19 protein-coding genes are annotated in these 21,579 nt (G+C 37.6%); 14 read left to right on the top strand and 5 right to left on the bottom strand.

The features are described 5' to 3' along the window. Window positions 1–193 precede the first annotated feature (193 nt). The 3 genes from H9655_RS11845 to H9655_RS11835 all read left to right on the top strand — a co-directional run bounded on the left by H9655_RS11845 (window position 194) and on the right by H9655_RS11835 (window position 3,158). Window positions 194–1,150 carry a glycine-rich domain-containing protein gene (locus H9655_RS11845; protein WP_191814183.1) on the top strand — a complete coding sequence of 319 codons (957 nt, stop codon included), beginning with the start codon at window positions 194–196 and terminating at the stop codon, window positions 1,148–1,150. A 225-nt stretch (window positions 1,151–1,375) separates the two neighbouring features. After that, window positions 1,376–2,566: a D-alanyl-D-alanine carboxypeptidase family protein gene (locus tag H9655_RS11840; RefSeq protein ID WP_191814180.1), complete on the top strand. Its 1,191-nt coding sequence runs from the start codon at window positions 1,376–1,378 to the stop codon at window positions 2,564–2,566. 127 nt (window positions 2,567–2,693) lie between these two features. Next, complete coding sequence (locus tag H9655_RS11835) at window positions 2,694–3,158, top strand: DUF523 domain-containing protein (protein WP_191814521.1); 465 nt, start codon at window positions 2,694–2,696, stop codon at window positions 3,156–3,158. A gap of 89 nt (window positions 3,159–3,247) precedes the next feature. On the opposite strand, the gene H9655_RS11830 is transcribed toward H9655_RS11835, so the two are convergent. Then, entirely contained in the window at window positions 3,248–4,870 is a 1,623-nt protein-coding gene (locus H9655_RS11830) for an ABC-F family ATP-binding cassette domain-containing protein (RefSeq protein WP_191814177.1), read from the bottom strand. A 390-nt stretch (window positions 4,871–5,260) separates the two neighbouring features. Here H9655_RS11830 and H9655_RS22735 point away from each other — a divergent pair, with 390 nt between their 5' ends. From H9655_RS22735 to H9655_RS11800, 7 genes are all read left to right on the top strand, one after another. Next, window positions 5,261–5,389: a hypothetical protein gene (locus H9655_RS22735; protein ID WP_263600751.1), complete on the top strand. Its 129-nt coding sequence runs from the start codon at window positions 5,261–5,263 to the stop codon at window positions 5,387–5,389. Between the two features lie 704 nt (window positions 5,390–6,093). Beyond that, window positions 6,094–7,254, top strand: a complete 1,161-nt coding sequence (locus H9655_RS11825) for a sensor histidine kinase (RefSeq protein ID WP_191814175.1) — start codon at window positions 6,094–6,096, stop codon at window positions 7,252–7,254. Then, entirely contained in the window at window positions 7,232–7,864 is a 633-nt protein-coding gene (locus H9655_RS11820; protein WP_191814173.1) for a response regulator, read from the top strand. Before H9655_RS11825 ends, H9655_RS11820 begins: the two co-directional genes overlap by 23 nt. Window positions 7,865–8,053: 189 nt before the next feature. Further along, entirely contained in the window at window positions 8,054–8,986 is a 933-nt protein-coding gene (locus H9655_RS11815) for an ABC transporter ATP-binding protein (protein ID WP_191814171.1), read from the top strand. A gap of 19 nt (window positions 8,987–9,005) precedes the next feature. After that, a complete protein-coding gene (locus tag H9655_RS11810; RefSeq protein ID WP_191814169.1) occupies window positions 9,006–10,271 on the top strand; it encodes an ABC transporter permease in 1,266 nt (421 codons plus the stop codon). After that, window positions 10,271–11,380, top strand: a complete 1,110-nt coding sequence (locus H9655_RS11805) for an ABC transporter permease (RefSeq protein ID WP_191814167.1) — start codon at window positions 10,271–10,273, stop codon at window positions 11,378–11,380. Before H9655_RS11810 ends, H9655_RS11805 begins: the two co-directional genes overlap by 1 nt. A gap of 420 nt (window positions 11,381–11,800) precedes the next feature. Then, window positions 11,801–12,556 carry a MerR family transcriptional regulator gene (locus tag H9655_RS11800; protein ID WP_191814165.1) on the top strand — a complete coding sequence of 252 codons (756 nt, stop codon included), beginning with the start codon at window positions 11,801–11,803 and terminating at the stop codon, window positions 12,554–12,556. Window positions 12,557–12,985: 429 nt separating this feature from the next. Here the strand turns inward: H9655_RS11800 and H9655_RS11795 are convergent, their stop codons facing one another. Beyond that, the gene (locus H9655_RS11795; RefSeq protein WP_191814164.1) at window positions 12,986–14,470 is read right to left on the bottom strand and encodes an aldehyde dehydrogenase family protein; all 1,485 of its coding nucleotides are present in this window, start codon (window positions 14,468–14,470) and stop codon (window positions 12,986–12,988) included. Window positions 14,471–14,982: 512 nt separating this feature from the next. On the opposite strand from H9655_RS11795, the gene H9655_RS22730 reads away from it, so the two are divergent. Together H9655_RS22730 and H9655_RS11785 are read left to right on the top strand one after the other, a co-directional pair. Next, the gene (locus H9655_RS22730; RefSeq protein ID WP_191814162.1) at window positions 14,983–17,937 is read left to right on the top strand and encodes a beta strand repeat-containing protein; all 2,955 of its coding nucleotides are present in this window, start codon (window positions 14,983–14,985) and stop codon (window positions 17,935–17,937) included. Window positions 17,938–18,205: 268 nt separating this feature from the next. Then, entirely contained in the window at window positions 18,206–18,358 is a 153-nt protein-coding gene (locus H9655_RS11785) for a hypothetical protein (RefSeq protein WP_191814160.1), read from the top strand. Window positions 18,359–18,387: 29 nt separating this feature from the next. Here the strand turns inward: H9655_RS11785 and H9655_RS11780 are convergent, their stop codons facing one another. Further along, window positions 18,388–18,534 (bottom strand): hypothetical protein, encoded by a 147-nt coding sequence (locus H9655_RS11780; RefSeq protein ID WP_191814158.1) that lies wholly within the window; start codon window positions 18,532–18,534, stop codon window positions 18,388–18,390. Window positions 18,535–18,655: 121 nt separating this feature from the next. Between H9655_RS11780 and H9655_RS11775 the strand changes: the two genes are divergently transcribed. Next, a complete protein-coding gene (locus H9655_RS11775) occupies window positions 18,656–18,847 on the top strand; it encodes a cold-inducible protein YdjO-related protein (protein WP_191814156.1) in 192 nt (63 codons plus the stop codon). A 121-nt stretch (window positions 18,848–18,968) separates the two neighbouring features. On the opposite strand, the gene yhfH is transcribed toward H9655_RS11775, so the two are convergent. After that, on the bottom strand, window positions 18,969–19,100 hold the full coding sequence (gene yhfH / locus H9655_RS11770; protein WP_191814154.1) for a protein YhfH: 132 nt from the start codon (window positions 19,098–19,100) through the stop codon (window positions 18,969–18,971). Window positions 19,101–19,399: 299 nt separating this feature from the next. On the opposite strand from yhfH, the gene H9655_RS11765 reads away from it, so the two are divergent. Then, complete coding sequence (locus H9655_RS11765) at window positions 19,400–20,236, top strand: 3D domain-containing protein (RefSeq protein WP_191814151.1); 837 nt, start codon at window positions 19,400–19,402, stop codon at window positions 20,234–20,236. Between the two features lie 333 nt (window positions 20,237–20,569). On the opposite strand, the gene H9655_RS11760 is transcribed toward H9655_RS11765, so the two are convergent. Then, entirely contained in the window at window positions 20,570–21,295 is a 726-nt protein-coding gene (locus H9655_RS11760; RefSeq protein WP_191814149.1) for a hypothetical protein, read from the bottom strand. Between the last annotated feature and the right edge of the window lie 284 nt (window positions 21,296–21,579).

The raw sequence follows: 21,579 nt of genomic DNA, 5'->3' as shown, positions 1-21,579 counted from the left end.
GCAATCTTCGGGGAGTTTTTTATTTTAAAAATCGATTGTCCAAAATATTGAGCGGAAATATGATTGTTCAATGAATGAAAAACGCAAAAGATAAATGTGCGTATGTTAATTTCGTGTACAGATACGAATCTTCCAAATTTATGGTGGGGTACCAATATCTTGTGTATAATTAGCAAGAGGGGGTAAGAAGAGAATGTTGTACTTATTTATTATTTTATTCATTATCATCATTGTAGTATTTGCAAAGTTCTTAAAACCGGCTGCAAAACCTTTAAAGGCATTACCAATCCCGAATAATATTGGTTTAGTTCAACCGCTTGCTCAACCTTTAGTTCATCAAGTAGAGAGTTCATTTACAGAAAGCGATAAAAGGCAGTTAAAAAATCGCGTGCTCAAAGAACATCCTAAATGGAAAGATCATGAATTTGATTGGCTTTTTATGGAATTAAAAAGATATTTCTTCCTATGTAGTCTGCTCAAATCCGTACCAATGTATAGTAGTAAAGTGGATGAATTATGGCATGAAATGATTTTATTTACCCAAAAGTATGCTGATTTTTGCAAGCAATTATTTGGTCAATATTTACACCATACGCCTCACACTGGTGGTGGCAATCCATCTCCACATAATGAAAGGGCGTTTTTTGACTTATTGTATTTGAGTTATTTCCAACCATCTGAGAATAGTGTGAAAATATGGGGATCTTTTATGAGAAAACCTTTGCACCCTCAAATCTTAGCTGATTTTACGGCTTTAAGTGAAAAAGAACTGTTAATGACTTATTTCCGTACACATTCTAAATGGAAGAATATCCAGTTGGAAATGATACAATCAATAAAAAAAAATATTAAATCTGCAACAGAACTCCATGAAAAAAATAAAGCGCAAAATGAGAATCTGAAACCGAAACCCGAATTTTCCCACCAAAGTATTCTTTTTATTTGCATTTATTTTTCAATGTTTGAATATGACAATTTCGAAGAAGCGGTAAGTATTTATTTACCTGATGTGCTAGCAAAGAATAGCTTTACTTTTTCCTCATGTAGCGGTTTTGCCTGTGCTAGTGATGTATCATCCAAGTCCGACGACAGTTCTTCTTCTAGTGGTGATTCAGGTGCAAGTTGCGGAAGCGGCTGTGGCAGTAGTTAATATCATATAATTAGTAAATTAGGGCATCTAAATAAGAGGATGCTCTTTTTTATGCGAAAAATCTAGGATGTTTAGTCTAATCCTGTAGCAACACAAATAGATAATTTATTGCAAAATACGACAATCTTCTTTCAATTATGTAACAATTTGTTATCATCTATCTTTACGTACAATTTTTTTGATACAATTCAATAGGGTAAAAGCACTAGAAATGGAAGTGGATGAATGAAGAAAAAATGGATAATCATCTTCCTATTCCTCATGTTATTAGGTACACAAACAGCATTTGCTAAGGATGATGAACCAGAAATTGTAAGTGAAACGGCGATTGTTATGGAAACAGAAACGGGCGCTATATTGTATGAAAAAAATGCAAACACAAAAATGTATCCAGCAAGTTTAACAAAAATTGCAACCGCTATTTATGCAATTGAAAATGGAAATTTAAATGATGTTGTAACAATTTCTAAAGAAGCAGTAGATGTTGAGGGGACAAAGGTATACTTAGAAGAAGGCGAGCAGGTAACTTTAAAAAAGCTCGTTCAAGGTATGCTCATTAACTCAGGAAATGATGCAGCTAAGGCCATTGCCATTCATTTGGAAGGTAACGAAGAGAATTTTGCGAAAAAATTGAATGCTTACATGCGAAACGAAATAAAAGTGACCGAGACTCATTTTACAAACCCGCACGGATTATTTTCTGAAGAGCATTATACAACGGCAAAAGATATGGCAATCATTACAAATTATGCTATGAGAAACGCGACCTTCGCTGAAGTTTTTGGCACTGTAGAATTAAAATGGGATGGTGAATCTTGGGATACGACACTACTTAGCCATCATCAACTTTTAACCGGACAAAGACCCTATGAATGGATTACTGGCGGGAAGACGGGTTTTGTTAGTGAATCTAAACAAACACTCGCATCCACAGCAGATAATGGGAAATTGACATTAACAGCAATTGTGATGAAAGCAGATTTTAAACGTGATATTTATAAAGACACGAAAACCATATTTGATTACAGTTTCTCTCATTATGAAAACAAAGAACTTGTACCTGAACCAGAATATTTTGTTGGTGAAAAAGTGTTTCAACCGACAGAAAATAGCTACAAGGTAACTTTACCGATTGAGGGATTTAAAGAAAACTTAAATAATCAGGGTGTATTAGAAATCGTTGATCATAATGATAAAGTGATACAAAAAATTAATTTGGAAAGAGAACAGCTTAAACAAGAAGTAGCGAATCATCATACGATAAATGAAGCTAGTGATTATACTGAGAAGGAAAATACGAGCCTTTTTTTCTATATAGTAATTGGCATAGGTGCCATCATTTTAATCATGCTTTTCTTATTTATAAACAAAAAAAGGAAACGGAACCGCTATGATATTCCTAATAGGAGATGGTAGCAAGGAAGCACAGTAACTTTACTGTGCTTTTATGCATGTATATAAATGTTTAAATAACTGCAAAGTTTGAATGTGGTTACAATTGCCAATAGGAAAGTATGGAAAAATAGTTGGTGGTGGTGAATTGATGATATTAGTAAGTGCATGTTTGGCAGGAATGAATGTAAGATATAATGGATCAAATAGTTTAGATGAAAGAATCCAGAACCTTTTATTAGAGAATCAAGCAATGACTGTTTGTCCGGAACTACTCGGAGGTTTTATGACGCCAAGAGAGCCAGCTGAGATCGTGGGTGGTGATGGGGAAGATGTATTGGACGGAAAAGCAAGAGTTGTTGAAAAGTCAGGTAAGGATGTTACAAAACAATATATCAACGGAGCATATGCTACTTTAAAGAAAGCCCAAGAGTTGCGAGCAAATACCATTATTCTTAAGGTAAATAGTCCATCATGTGGTAGTTCAATTATTTACAATGGAGAATTTAAAGGGGAACAAATATTAGGTATGGGTGTCACAACAGCCCTATTGAGAAGAAATGGTTTTCAAGTCATTTCGGAAAGCAACTTGGATGAACACACGATGGGTTTTTAGATAAAAACTTGAGAACGCTCAGGTAAATTCGTCTTTACCTATCAATTTAAAGAAGCTGGTGGCCATACTTGACCTCCAGCTCCATACTATTATCCTTGATACATTGTGGCGATTTGCTTTTGTAGCTCATCGTTTTCAAGGTATTCATCATAAGTTACTTGTTTATCTACGATTCCATTTGGTGTGATTTCAATAATTCGGTTAGCAATCGTTTGGATAAATTGATGGTCATGTGATGCAAAAATCATCGAACCTTTAAAGGCAATCAAACCATTATTTAAAGCGGTAATGGATTCTAAGTCTAAATGGTTCGTCGGTTCGTCAAGTAGAAGAACGTTTGACCCACTGAGCATCATTTTTGATAGCATACAGCGAACTTTTTCTCCACCTGAAAGCACGCTTGCTTTCTTTAATACTTCTTCACCTGAGAAGAGCATACGACCTAAAAAGCCACGAAGGAAGCTTTCACTTTCATCTTCAGGAGAATATTGACGAAGCCATTCAACTAAATTCAGCTCACTATTTTCAAAGAAATTTGAGTTATCCTTTGGAAAATAAGCTTGAGAAGTTGTTACTCCCCATTTAAATGAGCCTTCATCTGGGTCCATTTCACCCATCAGAATTTTAAATAAAGTGGTTTTAGCAAGTTCATTCGCCCCAACAAGCGCAATTTTATCATCTTTATTCATAATAAAGCTGACATTATCGAGTACTTTCACACCGTCAATTGTTTTCGATAATCCGTCCACTCTTAATAGGTCGTTTCCTATTTCACGTTCAGGAGAGAAGCCTACATAAGGATATCGTCTTGATGACGGTCTAATATCATCTAAAGAGATTTTATCAAGCAATTTCTTTCTTGATGTAGCCTGCTTAGATTTTGACGCATTGGCACTAAAGCGAGCAATAAAGTTTTGTAGTTCTTTAATTTTTTCTTCTTTTTTCTTGTTAGCATCTTGCGCCATTCTTTGTGCTAATTGACTTGATTCATACCAGAAATCATAGTTACCGACATAAATTTGAATTTTACCGAAGTCTAAGTCAGCAATATGAGTACAAACTTTATTTAAGAAATGACGGTCATGAGATACAACGATGACGGTGTTTTCAAAGTTAATTAAAAACTCCTCGAGCCAAGCAATTGCTTTAATATCCAAGTGGTTCGTCGGTTCATCTAGTAATAAAACATCGGGTTTTCCGAACAATGCTTGAGCAAGTAATACTTTTACTTTGTCTCCACCAGATAAATCAGCCATTTTCTTCGTATGCAACTCTTCTGGAATGCCGAGACCTTTAAGTAAAATAGCCGCTTCTGATTCTGCTTCCCAACCATTTAACTCAGCAAACTCACCTTCTAATTCGGCAGCTCTCATACCATCTTCATCTGAGAAATCGGCTTTCATGTAAATAGCATCTTTTTCTTGCATCACTTCATATAGGCGTGCATGACCCATAATCACCACTTTTAATACTTCATATTCTTCATATTCAAAGTGGTCTTGTTTTAAGACTGCAAGCCGTTCTCCTGGACCTAAGCTAACATTTCCGGACTGTGATTCAATTTCGCCAGATAAAATTTTTAAAAAGGTGGATTTACCCGCACCATTTGCGCCAATTAAACCATAGCAATTGCCAGGTGTAAACTTAATATTCACATCTTCAAATAATTTGCGGTCGCCATAACGGAGACCTACGTTTGTAACAGTTAGCATTAATTATATTCCTCCATGCATCATAATCGATAAAATTATAACATTAACTTAAGTCACAGTGTTAATCTAGATCATATTTATTTGAAAAAACACGAAAAAATAGAGGGGTTTACCACTTTAAAGCGAATATAAATATATGTGGTTGAAATGAAAATGTTGAGGTTTTGTCATAATTCTAAAAGGGTAAGTAATGATAAAATAGACAATACGATAAGTTTGGACAATACATACAAGCCAGTTTTCTGTTTATCCAACAAAATCATGATTCTATTATACTTTTTTCACAAAAAAGTTATAAAAGAAGGAAAAAAATAAAGGATTGTTCATAGTTTTTTCATAATTATCCCTTAATATATAAAGTATAAAGGCAGGAAAAAAGGAGTTTTATAAATGGAGAAAACACAGATCGTAGATTTAGTGAACCGTTTAAAAAAAGCTGGTATTAAAGTGAGCCTTACAAAACCAAGATCATTATTAACCATTCAGCCATGTAAACCAATGCCATCTGCTTCTAATTAAGCAAAAGCAGGGCTACTACATATGATTATTTTAGAGAGGTGAGTTATTCACCTCTCTTTTTTTTAGAAATTTGGGGGTAAATGAATGGTAAAGTAAACTTTTTCATAAGTAAATGCAAAATTTACATGGGATACAGACAACCTTGCGGGAATTTTGCAGGCTGTACAAATTTCAAGCTGAATGTGAAGGAGATACTAAAAAGACATCTTCTTATTCAAGTAAACTGCACGATTAGTTACCTCTTTTCTATCAAATATATAATAATGAAAATAAGAATAAGACTTAATTTTGATTACAGCGCCTATTATCAAAGCACTATTGGACTTGGTAAGCATTAATACAATAAATAAACCTAAAGAACAAACTCAAAAACAATCCTTTCCCTTATTCCACATTATTTGACTGGTCTTTTAATATGATAATACTCTGTTTTACAGTGGTAAGTTCAAACAGTTTGATAAAATAATTACTCGAGTTTATAGCTTCCATGTCACTAAAAAATACATTGTCGTTTCTAGAACCATTTAAACCTTAGAGGAAAGCTTAGCGACAGCTTAAAATTCTATTGCAATAAATTCCACAAAATGATGTAATGACTAACTTTCTCCTGAAAAAACACTCTCCTTCCCAGAAATACATTTCCCATTGTCATCCCAAACCCTATTTGGTACGATATATTCAGTAGAAGGAAAGGGAAAATATGTATGAAGTTATACTGGATATGGTTCTTATTTAATACAGTCGTTTGGAGTTTTGCTATTCTATATTTTGCAGGTGGTGCGTCAGAAATAACATGGCGACTGCTTGGTTTGTCGGTGTTTTTTATTCTCTTTTTTCTCATGCCGCTTGTTAAGGAAAAGCCAGTCGTTTCCACCATTATAATTGCTATTAATGCATTAGCTTCGGTCATTACATTATTCCCGCAGCAAGGGGAAGGATTTAATCCGTTTCTATTGTTGATTTTATCCTTGTTAATTGCAGAGGCCTTTTATCAATTGTCAACTCGCCTAGCTAGTATGGTTGTAGTCGTTTCTGTTGTAGGAATGATCTCTATCATTTTAAATACAGAGCTTTCCGTATCTGTTATTAGTTTTATCTTGACGTATTTTGCTTGCCTCATTGCCGCACTCATTCTTTTTAAGCAAACAAAGAACGCGAAGGATGATTTTTTCCTCAGGTATGATGCCTTACTCAGTGAATATAGGAGATTAAAAAGGGGGATTGCCTCGGAGGAAGAGTCAGCAAGGCAGGAAGAACGTACACTGATTGGACATGAGATTCATGATTCTGTTGGTCACAAACTTACTGCGCTCCTTATGCAAATAGAAGTTTTGAGGATAACGGCAAATGAAAAAGATAAGAAGCAGATTCAATCTTTAAAGACACTTGCAAGTGAAAGTCTTGAGGAAACGCGAAATGCTGTAAAAGTGCTTAAAACCAATGAAGTTGGAGGACTTCAGGGTATTTTACGATTAATCCGTAAGCTGGAAACAGAAAGCTTTATCCGGATTCATTTTTCTGTCAAGCACGGGGCTTTTACAGTGCCGCTTACAGGTGAACAGTCTTTCGTCATTTTTCGTTCTGTACAGGAAGCATTGACGAATATAATGAAACATAGTAATGCCAGAGAGGCTGAGGTTTCGTTTGAAGCTCCAGGGGGCAGTGTTTTTCGTTTTGAAATCAGCAATCCCGTAATAAATAATTATCGATATAAGGAAGGGTTCGGACTGATCTCTATGCGGGAAAGACTAGAAAAAATTGGCGGGAAATTAGAAGTACATAAAACGGAAGAGCAATTCATTGTCAGGGGTTTTATAAAAATAACAGATCAGGAGGGAAATGATGATACGGATACTATTGGTTGAAGATCAGGTGATGGTGCGGCAGGGGTTAAAGATGATGATTGAAACAGATAAGGAAATGAAGGTAGTCGGAGAAGCAAGTAATGGGAAGGAAGCTATCCACCTCTGTGAACAACACGTATTTGATGTAGTGATTTTAGACATTCGAATGCCTGTTATGGACGGAATTGAAGCAGCAAAAATTATACAAACCCGCTGGAACACATCTAAAGTTTTAATGTTAACAACATTTGATAATAATGAGTATGTGATGGAAGCATTAAAAATAGGTGTGAGTGGTTATATCTTAAAAGATGCGGATACCGATTCTTTGATTCGCTCCATCCGTAGTGCCTTAAAAGGCGGACTGAGTGTGGAAGATCAAGTTGCCGCCAAAGTGATGCCTCTTCTTCTCCAGCGACAGGAAGATAAAAGTCCAGATCCATCTCTGACTCCGCGTGATCGTGCTATTTTAACTTGTATCGGTGAAGGGCTTAACAATCATGAAATTGCAGAGCGATTAGGTTTATCAGTAGGAACTGTGAAAAACAATACGAGCCAAATTTTACATAAATTAGATTTAAGAGACCGGACACAACTTGCTATTTACTCGATTCGCCATAATCTTGTCTGATTAACTACATAGGCGAAAAATTAAAATGACTAAAGTAATTCCGAATGATGATGAAAATGACTAGAGACAGTGGTGGCACTGTTTTTTTTTATGTATATTTTACATTGTGAGGCAAGGATGAAAAATATAGAAAAACGAGTGATGTGTCAAGTTTTTCTTTGTTATCAACTAATACAGGAGTGAGTGGATATGATTGAAACGGTCAAATTAAGCAAAACGTTTAAAGGAAAAAAAGCAGTTGATGAAATTGATCTTTATATCGATGAGGGAGAATCTATTGGTTTGCTTGGTCCGAATGGAGCTGGTAAGTCTACTACAATTTCCATGATTTCTTCTTTACTTAAACCGACTGCCGGAGATGTGAAACTAAATGGAAAAAGTACAATTAAAAACCCTGCAGAAATAAGGAGGATCCTTGGTGTTGTTCCCCAGGAGATTGCATTATATGAAGAACTTTCGGCTTATGAGAATTTGAAGTTCTTTGGTGAAATTTATAACGTCAAAAAGACCATTTTAGAACAACGTATCCAGGAAATTCTTGAGATGGTTGGATTGAAAAAACCTCAAAAAGAGTTGGTAAAAACATTCTCCGGTGGGATGAAAAGACGGGTTAATATTGCAGCTGCTTTGTTGCATGATCCAAAAATTCTTATTTTGGATGAACCTACTGTAGGGATTGATCCACAATCAAGAAACCATATTCTTGAAACTGTACGTAAGCTTAATGAAGAAAATGGAACGACGGTGCTTTATACGAGTCACTACATGGAGGAAGTCGAGCAATTATGCAAACGAGTCTACATTATGGATCATGGGAAAGTGGTGGCTTCAGGAAGTAAGGAAGAGTTATTAAGCATATTATCCACTGAAGATATGATTCAAGTCACTTTGAGCGAGATGAGTGATACGGTAGTGGAAAAAGTAAAATCTATTAAGAACATACGTCGTGTAGATGCAACAGATAAAAGTTTACGGATTATCTCTAAGAAAGGAAGCAGTATCCTAAGTGATTTGATACACGCTGTTGAAAGTGAAGGCATTTTATTAACGAATTTTCAAATGGAAACGCCAAGTCTTGAAGATGTATTCTTGCACATAACCGGCCGGACATTAAGAGATTAAGAGGAGGAAGAATAGCAAAATGTTCTCTTTTATTAAAAAAGATTTATTGGTTTTTTGGCGGGATCGTAAAGAAGTACTCATTTCTTTACTGGCGCCAATACTCATCCTTGTCGTGCTGCATGTTGCCTTCTCCGGAATATCGGTTAAAGATGCTGGCGAAATGGATTTAAGGGTTGGTTTGATACTGGAAGATGATAAAGCTACCGGTCTTAAGCAATTTGAAGAAGCGTTACTGGAGATGGATTTACGAGAAATAGAAATAGATGCAATGATGGAACAGGCTGAAACCTTGTCGCCGATTGGGATAATGGTAAAGCTTTTTGAAGATCCAGAATTGAGTTCCTGGATCCATACTATTGAGATGAATGAAGAGGAAGCGCAAAAACAGATCGAAAACGGCGAATTGGATGCCATCATTAAAATTCCAGAAGGGTTTACGTATGATGTGTTAGGGAAAGTAATGCTGGATGAACCTGTAGAAACACCCATTCGTTTTCAAATAGAAGAACATTCATTAGAAACAGATATCTTAGCTGGTGTGATCGATAATTATATGGAGGCACTCAATTTTCAATTTGCGCTTAGTGCGGTGACAGGAGGAGAGGAAGGATCAGAACCCGCATTACCGCAAGGCGGAAGAGAAGTAATCAAAGAAAATGCGGTTGAAATAGAACTTGCCCAATATTACACGATTGGGATGAGCTCACTATTTGCGCTATTTATTGCTGCGACAGTTGCAGCAAAGACGGTAACGGAGAAAAGAGAGCGTGTTTTCAATCGAATTTTATTAACGAACAGCCGCCCATTTTCGTATTTAATGGGTAAAGTAATTTCTACTTTCTGTATGGCCTGGATTCAATTAATGCTTGTGTTTGTTGTAACTGATCTCATGTTGGGAATCTTCCCCGAAAAATCAACAGAATTTTGGTTAGGTATCATTGTAATTGTCACGTTTTTCTCATTATCTATTTCCGGGTTATCTGCTATTTTCACTTCTCTGACGATAAGAATGCATAACATAAATACAGCGAATGGGCTTTTTACTATGGTCGTTATGGGATTTGCTGCGTTAGGAGGAAATTTTTTCTCGTTGGAACAGTTCCCGGAATGGGTGCAGGCATTGAGTCAATGGACGCCGACAGGGGTAGTCATAGATTTATTTACGGAATTTTCGCAAAATGGGAATGCGATTTCTTTTGCAGTACCGTTGATGAAACAATTCGGCTTTTTCATTGGATTTTTAGTTATTGGAATACTCCTGTTTCCTGAAAGGGGGAAATCGTAATGTTTCCAGTAGTGAAGGCACAATTAAAGAAGGATATCAGAAGCCCCTGGTTAGTCATTCTATTGACCTTAGGAAGCATTCTTTTTACGTATATTTTCACGTATGTGAATAATAATGAACAAACACAAACAACTATCCCTATCTTCAGCAGTGACTTCAACAGCAGTGAGGTGGAAGAAAAATGGGAACCTTTATTAAATGCAAATCAAGATTATGTTTTTGTTATTACAGATGAATCAGAGGCTCATGCAGATGTGGAAGAAGGAAATAGTGAAGCTGCGATTCGGTTATCTGAAAGTGATTATCAGATTATTGCAGCTTCCAATACGCAGGCTGTCCAATTAGTGGAAGACTATGTTCACACTGTATTTACACAAGAGGCCCAGCTGGAAGCTGCATCTGGATCAGAGGACATTGAAGCTACACGGAAGCAAATAGGTGGTTATCTGGAAGATGCTCCATTACAAATGCAAACGGAATCCATTGAGGATGGAGAAGTGCCAGAATATAATATGCAGCTCCAACTATTGTTTGGATTCACCCTATTTTTGGCCATGTTTACAATTGGATTTAAAGTGAATGGCGTTACTTCGGATAAAATAAGTGGTGTATGGGATCGAATGATTCTCTCTCCTGTCAGCAAAACGGCGATGTATGCAGGCCACCTATTTTACAGCTTTTTTATCGGATTTATACAGATTTGTATTGTGTTAGTGATTTTTAATTATGTGATGGACTATAATCTAGGTCATAACTTTGGCATGTTACTTACTGTCTCAGCTGTCTTTACACTCAGTATGGTGAGTTTGGCCATGTTATTTACTGGATTTATCAAAACACCGGAACAGTTTAATATGATTTTCCCGTCTATTATACCAATTGTACCGGTCATAAGCGGTGTTTACATGCCTCCTGGTCTGATTAGCAACCCTGTTCTTTTGTTCATTGCAGATTTATTTCCACTCGTTCATGCGATGGAAGCCCTGATGGATATAGCACTTTTTGATGCAGGATGGAATGAGGTTACATTGCCTTTGGTGCTCATGTTGTTAATTGGCGTGATTTGTATGGGAGTTGGCGTGAATTTGGTCGAAAGAAGGACGAAGTGAATGGAAGGTCGGGAGAGATCAATCTCCCAACCTTTAAGTTTATCTTCGGTTAATTTCACGTTCCGCATCTTACATTCCCAATCATTAAAACTTTCGTATTGATAGAATGATCTTTTTCACATTTAAAGCAATAATAAAACCTGCTTCTGCTCCTACATCATTTCCGATTCAAGAGGCGACACACAACCTGTATCTATTCACCGAAATTTGAGTGAAGCTGGATTTAAGGATGCTCAAGCTTCTTCGTTATACATTAAATGAAAGTAAATTGGAAAAATTGGTGATTATATGGATAAAGCTAACAGAGTATGGTTGAAGTAAGTGACGGCAGAATAGTCTTGGTTGAAAAAATTTTTTTTGAATTCTTTCTTGACCTTTACGCAACGTAAACCTTTATTGTAGTGATTAGGAGGTGAAGTGATGCTCTATTCAATTAAACAAATGGCACAAATGTCTGGTGTAAGTACGCGTACATTAAGATATTATGATGAAATTCATTTACTTGAGCCGGCAAAAATCAATGAAGCGGGTTATCGATTTTATTCAACAGTTGAAGTTGATCGATTGCAACAAATCTTGTTCTATAGGGAATTAAACTTCAAGTTGTCTGACATACAAAAAATATTAGCTTCTGAAAATCAATCGATACAAAGTATATTGCACACGCATTATGATGCATTAGTTGAAAAGAGGCATCATATTGACAGCCTAATTAAAGCAGTTGAACATACGATTGCTTATCATAAAGGAGAGATAGAAATGAGTAACGAAGAGAAATTTGCAGCATTCAAAAAGAAGAGAGTAGAAGAAAACGAAAGCATGTTCGGAGAAGAGATTCGCGAAAAATACGGAACGGAAACTGTAGATGAAGCAAATAAATCTTGGATGCAAATGTCTGAAGAAAGTTATAAAGAAATGCAAGAGGTAGAGAGGGAACTGATTGAAAGACTGAAACAATTCAATCAACAAACGGATCAACAAGTGGAAGATGCAAAGCAAATCGTGATGCTACACAAAGAATGGTTACAATATAGCTGGTCGACGTATTCATCTGAGGCACATAAAGGTTTGGCAGAAATGTATATAGCTGATGAGAGATTTACTCAGTATTACGATGAAAAAGCAGGTGTTGGAGCAGCTCGACTATTAAGAGACAGCATTTTAGCATACGCGTAAACAAAAGGCTGGGACAAAACTACCTTCAATTAATGAAAAAAGGTGAATTTTGAGGGAACTCAAATTCACCTTTTTCTGTTAGTTCTTCTCACTCCTAGGTATTGGTCGTGTATTTTCTGAAATGCACTGCCGATTAACTCGAGACCCATTTCATTTTAAACTTTTGTTTTTCTTGCGGACGGAAAATCGAGTGAAACGTAAATTAGCCTTCTAAAATCCAAAAACTGGCTCCACATCGATTCCCTCTTGATCATTTGATGGTAATTTAAACATAAGGCCCTTCTTTTTGATTTTATTTGGTGTTTTATCAGAAGTTTGCCCTTATTTTAGAAGACAATCAAACAAAGCCGTTGAAATTTTACAATCACTAAATTTCAACGGCTTTTTCATTTAGAGGATGGTTTTGTTCCGGCCTCTTTTTTATTCTATTTATTTCATTGAAATCCAGACGCTTTTCACTTCAGTATAATTATCAAGAGCATAGGAACCCATTTCACGACCGATACCAGACTGTTTGTAGCCACCAAATGGTGAAGCAGCATCAAAAGCATTATAGCAGTTAACCCAAACGGTACCTGCTCGAAGTTTATTAGCAATATAATGAGCATTTGCTACATCTCGTGTCCATACTCCTGCAGCCAAACCATATTCTGAGTGATTAGCCCGATCAATTAGTTCATCCAAATCCTCATACGGCATGGCGGAGATAACCGGACCGAATATCTCTTCCTTAGCAATTGTCATGTTATCTTGCACATTAGCAAAGATCGTTGGTGAAACAAAATAGCCATCATCCTGTGGTTTCGTTCCTCCTACGACAAGCTCTGCACCTTCACTCACACCTTTTTCAATATAACCAAGTACGCGTTTTTGTTGTTCAGTCGACACGAGTGGTCCGATTTCTGTGTCAGCGTGAATACCTGCTCCTTGTTTGATATTCTTAGCATGGCTTGCCATATCAGCAACTACATTATCAAATTGTTTCTTCTGAATAAACACACGAGACCCGGCACAGCATACTTGACCTTGGTTAAACATAACACCATTTAAAGCCCCTGGGATTGCTTTTGAAAGATCGGCATCTGGTAAGATAATATTAGGTGATTTACCGCCAAGCTCTAACGTTACTCTTTTTAATGTTTTAGAAGCACTGGACATAATCGATTTACCGACTTCAGTAGAGCCAGTAAAAGCAATTTTGTCGACTAATGGATGATCTACTAATGGACTGCCTGCTGTTTCACCAAATCCAGGAACAATATTTATGACACCTTTAGGGAATCCGGCTTCTTCGATAAGTTCTGCTAGATAGAGAGCGGATAAAGGAGTTTGCTCAGCTGGCTTTAATACAACCGTACAACCGCTAGCTAGAGCTGCACCGATTTTCCACATAGCCATTAATAATGGGAAATTCCATGGGATGATTTGTCCAACTACTCCAACTGGTTCATGTCTTGTATAGTTAAAGAATGGACCGCTTACTGGAATTGTTTGGCCTACGATTTTTGTTGACCAGCCAGCATAGTAACGTATATGCTCAACAGCTAGTGGGATATCTCCATATGTTGTTTCTCTTATAGGTTTTCCGTTATCTAAGGTTTCTAATTGTGCTAATTCTTCACTATTCTCTTCCATTAAGTCGGCCAGTTTATAGAGAAGGCGACTGCGTTGTGCAGCAGAGATCTTTGACCATTTACCATTATCAAATGCCTCGCGAGCTGCTTTAACCGCTAAATCAATGTCTTCTTTGTCAGCTTCATATACATGGGCGAGTACTTCACCTGTTGCTGGGTTAAATGATTCGAATGTTTTGCCTGATTTGCTTTCGACAAACTCCCCATTAATATACAGCTTTTTCTTCCCACTTAAAAATTTTTCCACCTTTTCTTTCACACTTACAGTTAACTGACTCATCGAATTCCTCCTTAAAAATAGTGTCTATGTACTCTCATGGCTGGAATTGTTAAGCGTAGAAACCGTTTACATGAATATAGTATCATTTTTTAAAATTATAAATCAACTAAGAAGATTTATAATTTTCCGTCTATATTCGACATATACATTTAATAAATATAGAAAGCAGCCCTTTATCATACAGCTTCATGTAAAAGTTTTAACATCGGAGTTAATTTAAATACATGTACGGTTGACAGGCATTAATCCTGAAGCTGAATAAAACAATCCAACTCAAAGGCATTCAGGAAAAGGTTATCATTATTACAATTTTCATAGTTTTTTGTCGAATTTTATTCATTTATTCCCAGCATCTTTAATAAAATGTGACAAAGTTTTTTATATAATCCCGGTTTATTCAAGGATAAATAAATGTGCCGTTCCGCTTTTGTTTCATATTTCATAAATTAATTTGAAAGTTAATTTAAATTAAATTTTGCTTGTATTCTTTATAAAAAGGAAAGTGAAAACGTATGCCGGAATTCTTTGATGGAATAATATCTCAAAATGCTTCTTATGCAAATTTTATAAACATTCCCACTTCGTCTGTTTACCAAATTTGGGGACAAGTTGGCCTTAATGTTAGTGAAGCCATCCCCACTTCAAACATTCGTGTTCAATTTGACGGTATTATCACTTTAAAACTAAGTCCAACAGCTAGTACTTCTACAAATTTTGTAGAAATTAAAATTGTTCGCGGGACTAATCCTAATGTTAATACAATTTTTACTGGTATCAAGACTATTGTTCTTAATGGCTCTGAGTTCGGTCCTCAAGAGTACGCATTTTCAGCTTCTGATTACAATGTCCCCAAAGGTTCTGGGTTCTTAATATATACTGCCTTTGTGCGTAATATTACTGGTGCAGTTGATACAGATATAACGCGTGTGGGTCCAGAGAGTTTTAATGCGATAGCTAGTGGAATTACAGGATTGACCGGAGTAACTGGTGCTACAGGGTCCACAGGCCCGACAGGAATAACCGGAGCCACAGGCTTGACCGGTGTAACAGGATCCACGGGAGTGACAGGAAATACAGGATTGACCGGAGAAACTGGAGCCACAGGATCTACAGGCCCGACAGGAGTCACGGGTGCAACAGGCTCAATTGGTGTAACAGGAGTTACGGGAGCCACAGGAAATACAGGATTGACCGGAGAAACTGGAGCCACAGGAACAATAGGTCCGACAGGAGTAACCGGAGCCACAGGCTCAATCGGTGTAACAGGATCCACGGGAGTGACAGGAAATACAGGATTGACCGGAGAAACTGGAGCCACAGGAACAACAGGCCCGACAGGAGTCACGGGTGCAACAGGCTCGATGGGGGTAACAGGATCCACGGGAGTGACAGGAAATACAGGATTGACCGGAGAAACTGGAGCTACAGGAACAATAGGTCCGACAGGAGTAACCGGATCCACAGGCTCAATCGGTGTAACAGGATCCACGGGAGCCACAGGAAATACAGGATTGACCGGAGAAACTGGAGCTACAGGAACAACAGGCCTGACAGGAGTCACGGGTGCAACAGGCTCGACCGGTGTAACAGGAGCCACGGGAGTAGCAGGAAATACAGGATTGACCGGATTAACCGGTGCCACAGGAACAACAGGCCCGACAGGATTAACTGGAGTAACAGGCTCAATCGGGGTAACAGGAGCTACGGGAGTAGCAGGAAATACAGGGTTGACCGGAGTAACTGGAGCCACAGGCCCAACAGGCCCAACAGGAGTAACCGGAGCCACAGGAAATACAGGGTTGACCGGAGTAACGGGTGCCACAGGAACAACAGGCCCGACAGGAGTAACGGGTGCAACAGGCTCGACCGGTGGAGCAGGAGGTACGGGAGCCACAGGAAATACAGGGTTGACCGGATTAACCGGTGTCACAGGAACAACAGGCCCGACAGGAATAACTGGAGTAACAGGCTCAATCGGGGTAACAGGAGCCACAGGAAATACAGGATTGACGGGAGTAACTGGTGTCACAGGATCAACAGGCTCGACTGGGTTAACAGGGGCTACAGGAGTCACAGGAAATACAGGCTTGACCGGAGTAACCGGTGCCACAGGAACAACAGGCCCGATAGGAGTAACGGGTGCAACAGGATCCACGGGAGTCACAGGAAATACAGGCTTGACTGGAGTAACTGGAGCCACAGGAACAATAGGTCCGACAGGAGTAACCGGATCCACAGGCTCAATCGGTGTAACAGGAGCCACGGGAGCCACAGGAAATACAGGATTGACTGGAGTAACCGGATCCACAGGAACAACAGGCCCGACAGGAATAACTGGAGTAACAGGCTCAATTGGGGTAACAGGAGCTACGGGAGTAGCAGGAAATACAGGGTTGACTGGAGTAACTGGATCCACAGGAACAACAGGCCCAACAGGAGTAACCGGATCCACAGGCTCAATCGGTGTAACAGGAGCCACAGGAAATACAGGCTTGATCGGAGTAACGGGTGCAACAGGAACAACAGGCCCGATAGGAATAACGGGTGCAACAGGCTCGACCGGTGGAGCAGGAGCTACGGGAGCCACAGGAAATACAGGATTGACGGGAGTAACCGGAGCCACAGGAACAACAGGTCCGACAGGAGTAACCGGAGTAACAGGCTCGACTGGGTTAACAGGGGCTACAGGAGTCACAGGAATTACAGGCTTGACCGGAGTAACCGGTGCCACAGGATTCATAGGCTCGACAGGAATAACCGGATCCACAGGCTCGACCGGAGTAACAGGAGCTACGGGAGCCACAGGAAATACAGGCTTGACCGGAATAACTGGTGTCACAGGATCCACAGGCCCGACCGGAATAACCGGAGCCACAGGCTCAATCGGTGTAACAGGGGCTATAGGAGTAACAGGAAATACAGGCTTGACGGGAGTAACCGGAGCCACAGGAACAACAGGTCCGACAGGAATAACCGGAGCAACAGGCTCGACTGGGTTAACAGGGGCTACAGGAGCCACAGGAAATACAGGCTTGACGGGAGTAACCGGACCAACAGGAGCCACAGGAACTGGGTCTCAATTATTTTTTACGGAAGTAGCTGGTCCCGTTACGCTAACAACTAATGGAACTGAAACGACAGTGGCTACGTTAAATGTACCAACAACAGTTGCTCAAAACATTAAAATTGACTACGCGGCATCAATTGATGTAGTTACAACGGCCAATTCTAATTTCACCTTTCAAATTAGGCTATATCTCAATGGAACTTTACTTGATACGCGTTCTGTTCAAAGAAGTGTTAGTTCGGCAGGTACATCAAGATTTCCTGTTGCATCCACTAATGTAAATACTGCTGCTACCACTGGAACTGCAATATATGAAATTAGAATCGCTTATACAGTAGCAGCAAATGTTACCTCATCAAGTGCATTAAATGTTGATATTAACGCCATACGCTTTCCATAACAAATGTATTAAAAGCTATCCTTCAAATGATTATGTCAACATCAGATATAAAGAAAAAATGCGAAGCAGTCTAGATGGCTGCTTTTTTATTTTAACTACCTCTGTATGATCTCAATCCTTTTTGAATGTTTCTACTACATAAAAAATTTGTAACCTCAGATTGAAACCATACACTTTTTAAATTGCTAAAGTACATAAATGCCTAAGAAAGTGTATGAAACAGTGATATTTGAACACAATAGAACTACATGAAGGGAGGATAAAAGATTTGAAAGAATATGAGGATATGCCTTTAAGTGAATCCAAAAATCTTTATGAGAATCTATCCTTGCTAAATGGTGATTTGGAAAATGCTGATGAAAATTGGGATGTTGTTGAAGGTATTGACATCGCGATTCCAAGAAAAAAATCACAGAATTAATTTAAAGAAGCTGCTTGCAGGCAGCTTCTTTATTTCATCTCATTTTTTGATTTTATATATTTTGCAGCTAATAATGTTTTTACTTCATTATAAGAAAGACCAGACTGTTGATTCAATTGTTTTACTTCATTAATATCTGTTCCTGCAACTGTAAATCGCTTTTCTTTTGATGACATTGTATTCACCTCTTTCTATAGTTTACGTTACTTACGAAAAATTACACAGATTTATATTCATTAAATTAAGCAAAGTTGTCCATAATAATAGCAGAAGATTAAAATTTGAAGGGGGATCACGATGTTTTTTAATAAAAAAGCACAAGAAGAAAAACCTGAAGTGGTGATTTTAAGTACGGATGTATATGCTTGTTTAGATAATACGTGTAATGGCTGGATGAGAAAGGATTTTGTATCCGTAGATTTGAAATGCCCTTTATGTGGAAGTGACACAACTTTAGAAGTAAGAGATCTCCCAGAAATCTTAACGTAACTTAACTCCAAGCTAAAAATAAAGCGATTAACATAGATTGTTTGTGATAATCGCTTTATTTTTAGCCAGAGTGGTACAAAAAAGCCGTGTAGTCTACTTCGACTGCACGGTTTTTGTCGTTTTATTCTCCTTTTTTTGAAAGACAACGATCACATTCCATTAAGTAGGATTCGGCTTGTTCCTCCATTACTTGACCGCATTCTGGGCAAACTTTCTTAGGTAAAGTTTGAAAAAATTCTACTGGACTCATCATTTTCTTCCATCTCCTTTTATATAACAATTATTTTATTATTCCTTCTGTTATGATACAGTATACACGATAAAAATAAAAATGTGTACCTATTTTTTGAATTTTTTAATAAAAGGGAGAAAAATTTTCATTTTAAGGAAGAGAAATTACTATTAATACATTTATTAAGAGACAAACCTCATTTTGTTAAACTTCTGTTATATAAGTCATTAGATTATTATTGTCCTGTTCTTTTCCTGTAACGAACTTTTGTTATGATTATCACCGTTAGCTAATACAAGCTATACAGGAGGTTATGCGAAATGAAAAAATCAGTATTATCATTTTTAGCTGTAGCAACTATTGCAGGAGGAGCTGCAGCAAGCGTGCAAGCCGAGGAAGTAACTGTCAAAAAGGGAGATACTTTATGGAGCATCTCTCAAAAATACAATACGACAGTTGAACAGGTTAAAGAGTGGAATAACTTATCTTCAAATACAATTTATATTGAAGATGTGTTAAACGTATATGAAGAAGAAAAATATAAAGTAAATAAAGGCGACACGCTTTGGGGCATTGCTAAAGAACTTGATGTGAAGGTCGATTCATTAAAAAACTGGAACCAGTTAAGTTCAGAAGTGATTCATCCTGGCCAAGAGCTTGTTGTGTATCCAGGTGCACCGAGTAGTATCTTGAAAGAAAACCCGGTACATACTCCGGTAGAAAATACCGAATCTACACCAGTTAAAGAAGAAAAACCAGCAGTGAATAAAGATACGAACAAAGAACAGGCAAAAGAAGAACCTGCAGAGACAGTAGATGCACCTAAAAAAGAGGAAAACACGAATAATTCCTCTAATGAAGAAGGAACAAAAGAAATTACAATGGAAGCAACTGCATATACAGCATCTTGTGAAGGTTGTTCTGGTGTAACAGCAACTGGTATTAACTTAAAAGAGAATCCTGATGCGAAGGTCATTTCAGTTGATCCAAATGTTATTCCACTTGGAACAAAAGTATTTGTAGAAGGTTATGGTGAAGCAATCGCTGGCGATACCGGCGGTGCGATTAAAGGAAATAAAATTGATATCTTTATTCCAAATAAAGAAGATGCCATTAATTATGGAAGACAAACAGTAAAAGTGACAATCTTAGATTAATTGTTTAATAGAAAATAGTAAAAAGAGAATAATAGTTAGCTGATAAGTCCGAACCCATACCGCTAAAGATGTATGGGTTCGGATTTTTTTATGTCTTCTTAGAAAAAAAGAGAGTTGTGAGCGGTGCCACTTCGTTTTCAAGATTTCATTACTATTTTTTCATTTGAGAGCGTTGCAACCCCCCTTTACTCAACCCCCTTTGGGCTGTATTAACAATGGGTGAACAAAAGTGTAATTTCTTGAAAAGAGGATGAATGGAATGGGCAAAATAAATGCGCGATTAGGCATTTGAAATAAACCAAAATTCGCGCAAGAAATTTATCTTATCTAGTCTTATTTATTTTTGTTTTTCTCCTCATGGTGAACAAAAAAACTTTTCACTGGAGAAATGAGTGATTTAAAGTTTTCTGTAAGGTAGGCTGTTCTTTCAAAAATAATTGATTTTAAATGATCGATTTGTCTTAATACTTTCTCATTAAGTGCATCTTGAGATTCGAGTTTTTCCATAACAGATTGATGATAGATATCTTGTGTTTCCATTTTGTCTTTAATTGCAGCTTGATCATCAGTAATGACTGTTAATTCCTCTAGCATTTTTTCAGTCGGCTTCTCAAAGCTATCTAATTTTCGTGAAAGTTCTAAAATAGCTGTTTCCTGAATAGATGCTTGTTCTAATAGGGCTTCGTATGAAGACATACTAGCTCGTAACTGAATGAGTAATTCTTCGTTTTTCTCTTCAATTTGTTGAAGAGAACCACTCATCTCTCGTTGATTTTGCTCTTGTGCTCGATAGGCTGATTGAAGAGCAGTCCATTCCTCATTGTACTGTTGCCTATTTTTTTCGTGGCGTATACTCTCATCTTTAGCATAGCTCAATAAATCTTCATACGTCTCCTCTAACTGATATTGTAAATTGCGATACTGTTTTGATACTTTATGATTAAGCTGTGATTGTTCTTCTAACAGGTCAGATAGATAATTTTTTCTAAATACATCTTGATTACTCGTGGTTTTTTCCTTAAGAAATAATGCTGGCGTTACTTGCTCATGTTTAGACAAAATATAAACCTCCCCTCATATCTGTTTTTATAGCATATGAGGGTCGTTGTTAAACTGTGGCAATAATAGGCGCTTACCTATTTAAGTGAAAAAATTTTGAAACTATTTATGGGGGGATTACGTATGTACTATAAACAGGGGAGATGAAAGAACAGCAATCTTCTAAAGCTTAAGGAACAAAGCTTATTGGATCTAGTATTAAAAAGTAAAGCGAGAGTAAATCAGTTTACGTTTTTCAAAGAAACGTTTAAACTAAATATATACATATTTACAATTTTTAATAA

Origin of the sequence: Cytobacillus stercorigallinarum (assembly GCF_014836495.1) — a bacterium.
Classification (GTDB): Bacteria; Bacillota; Bacilli; order Bacillales; family Cytobacillaceae; genus Cytobacillus; species Cytobacillus stercorigallinarum.
Note: the sequence above shows the minus strand (reverse complement) of the source record. Positions and strands in the feature narration are given on the sequence as shown.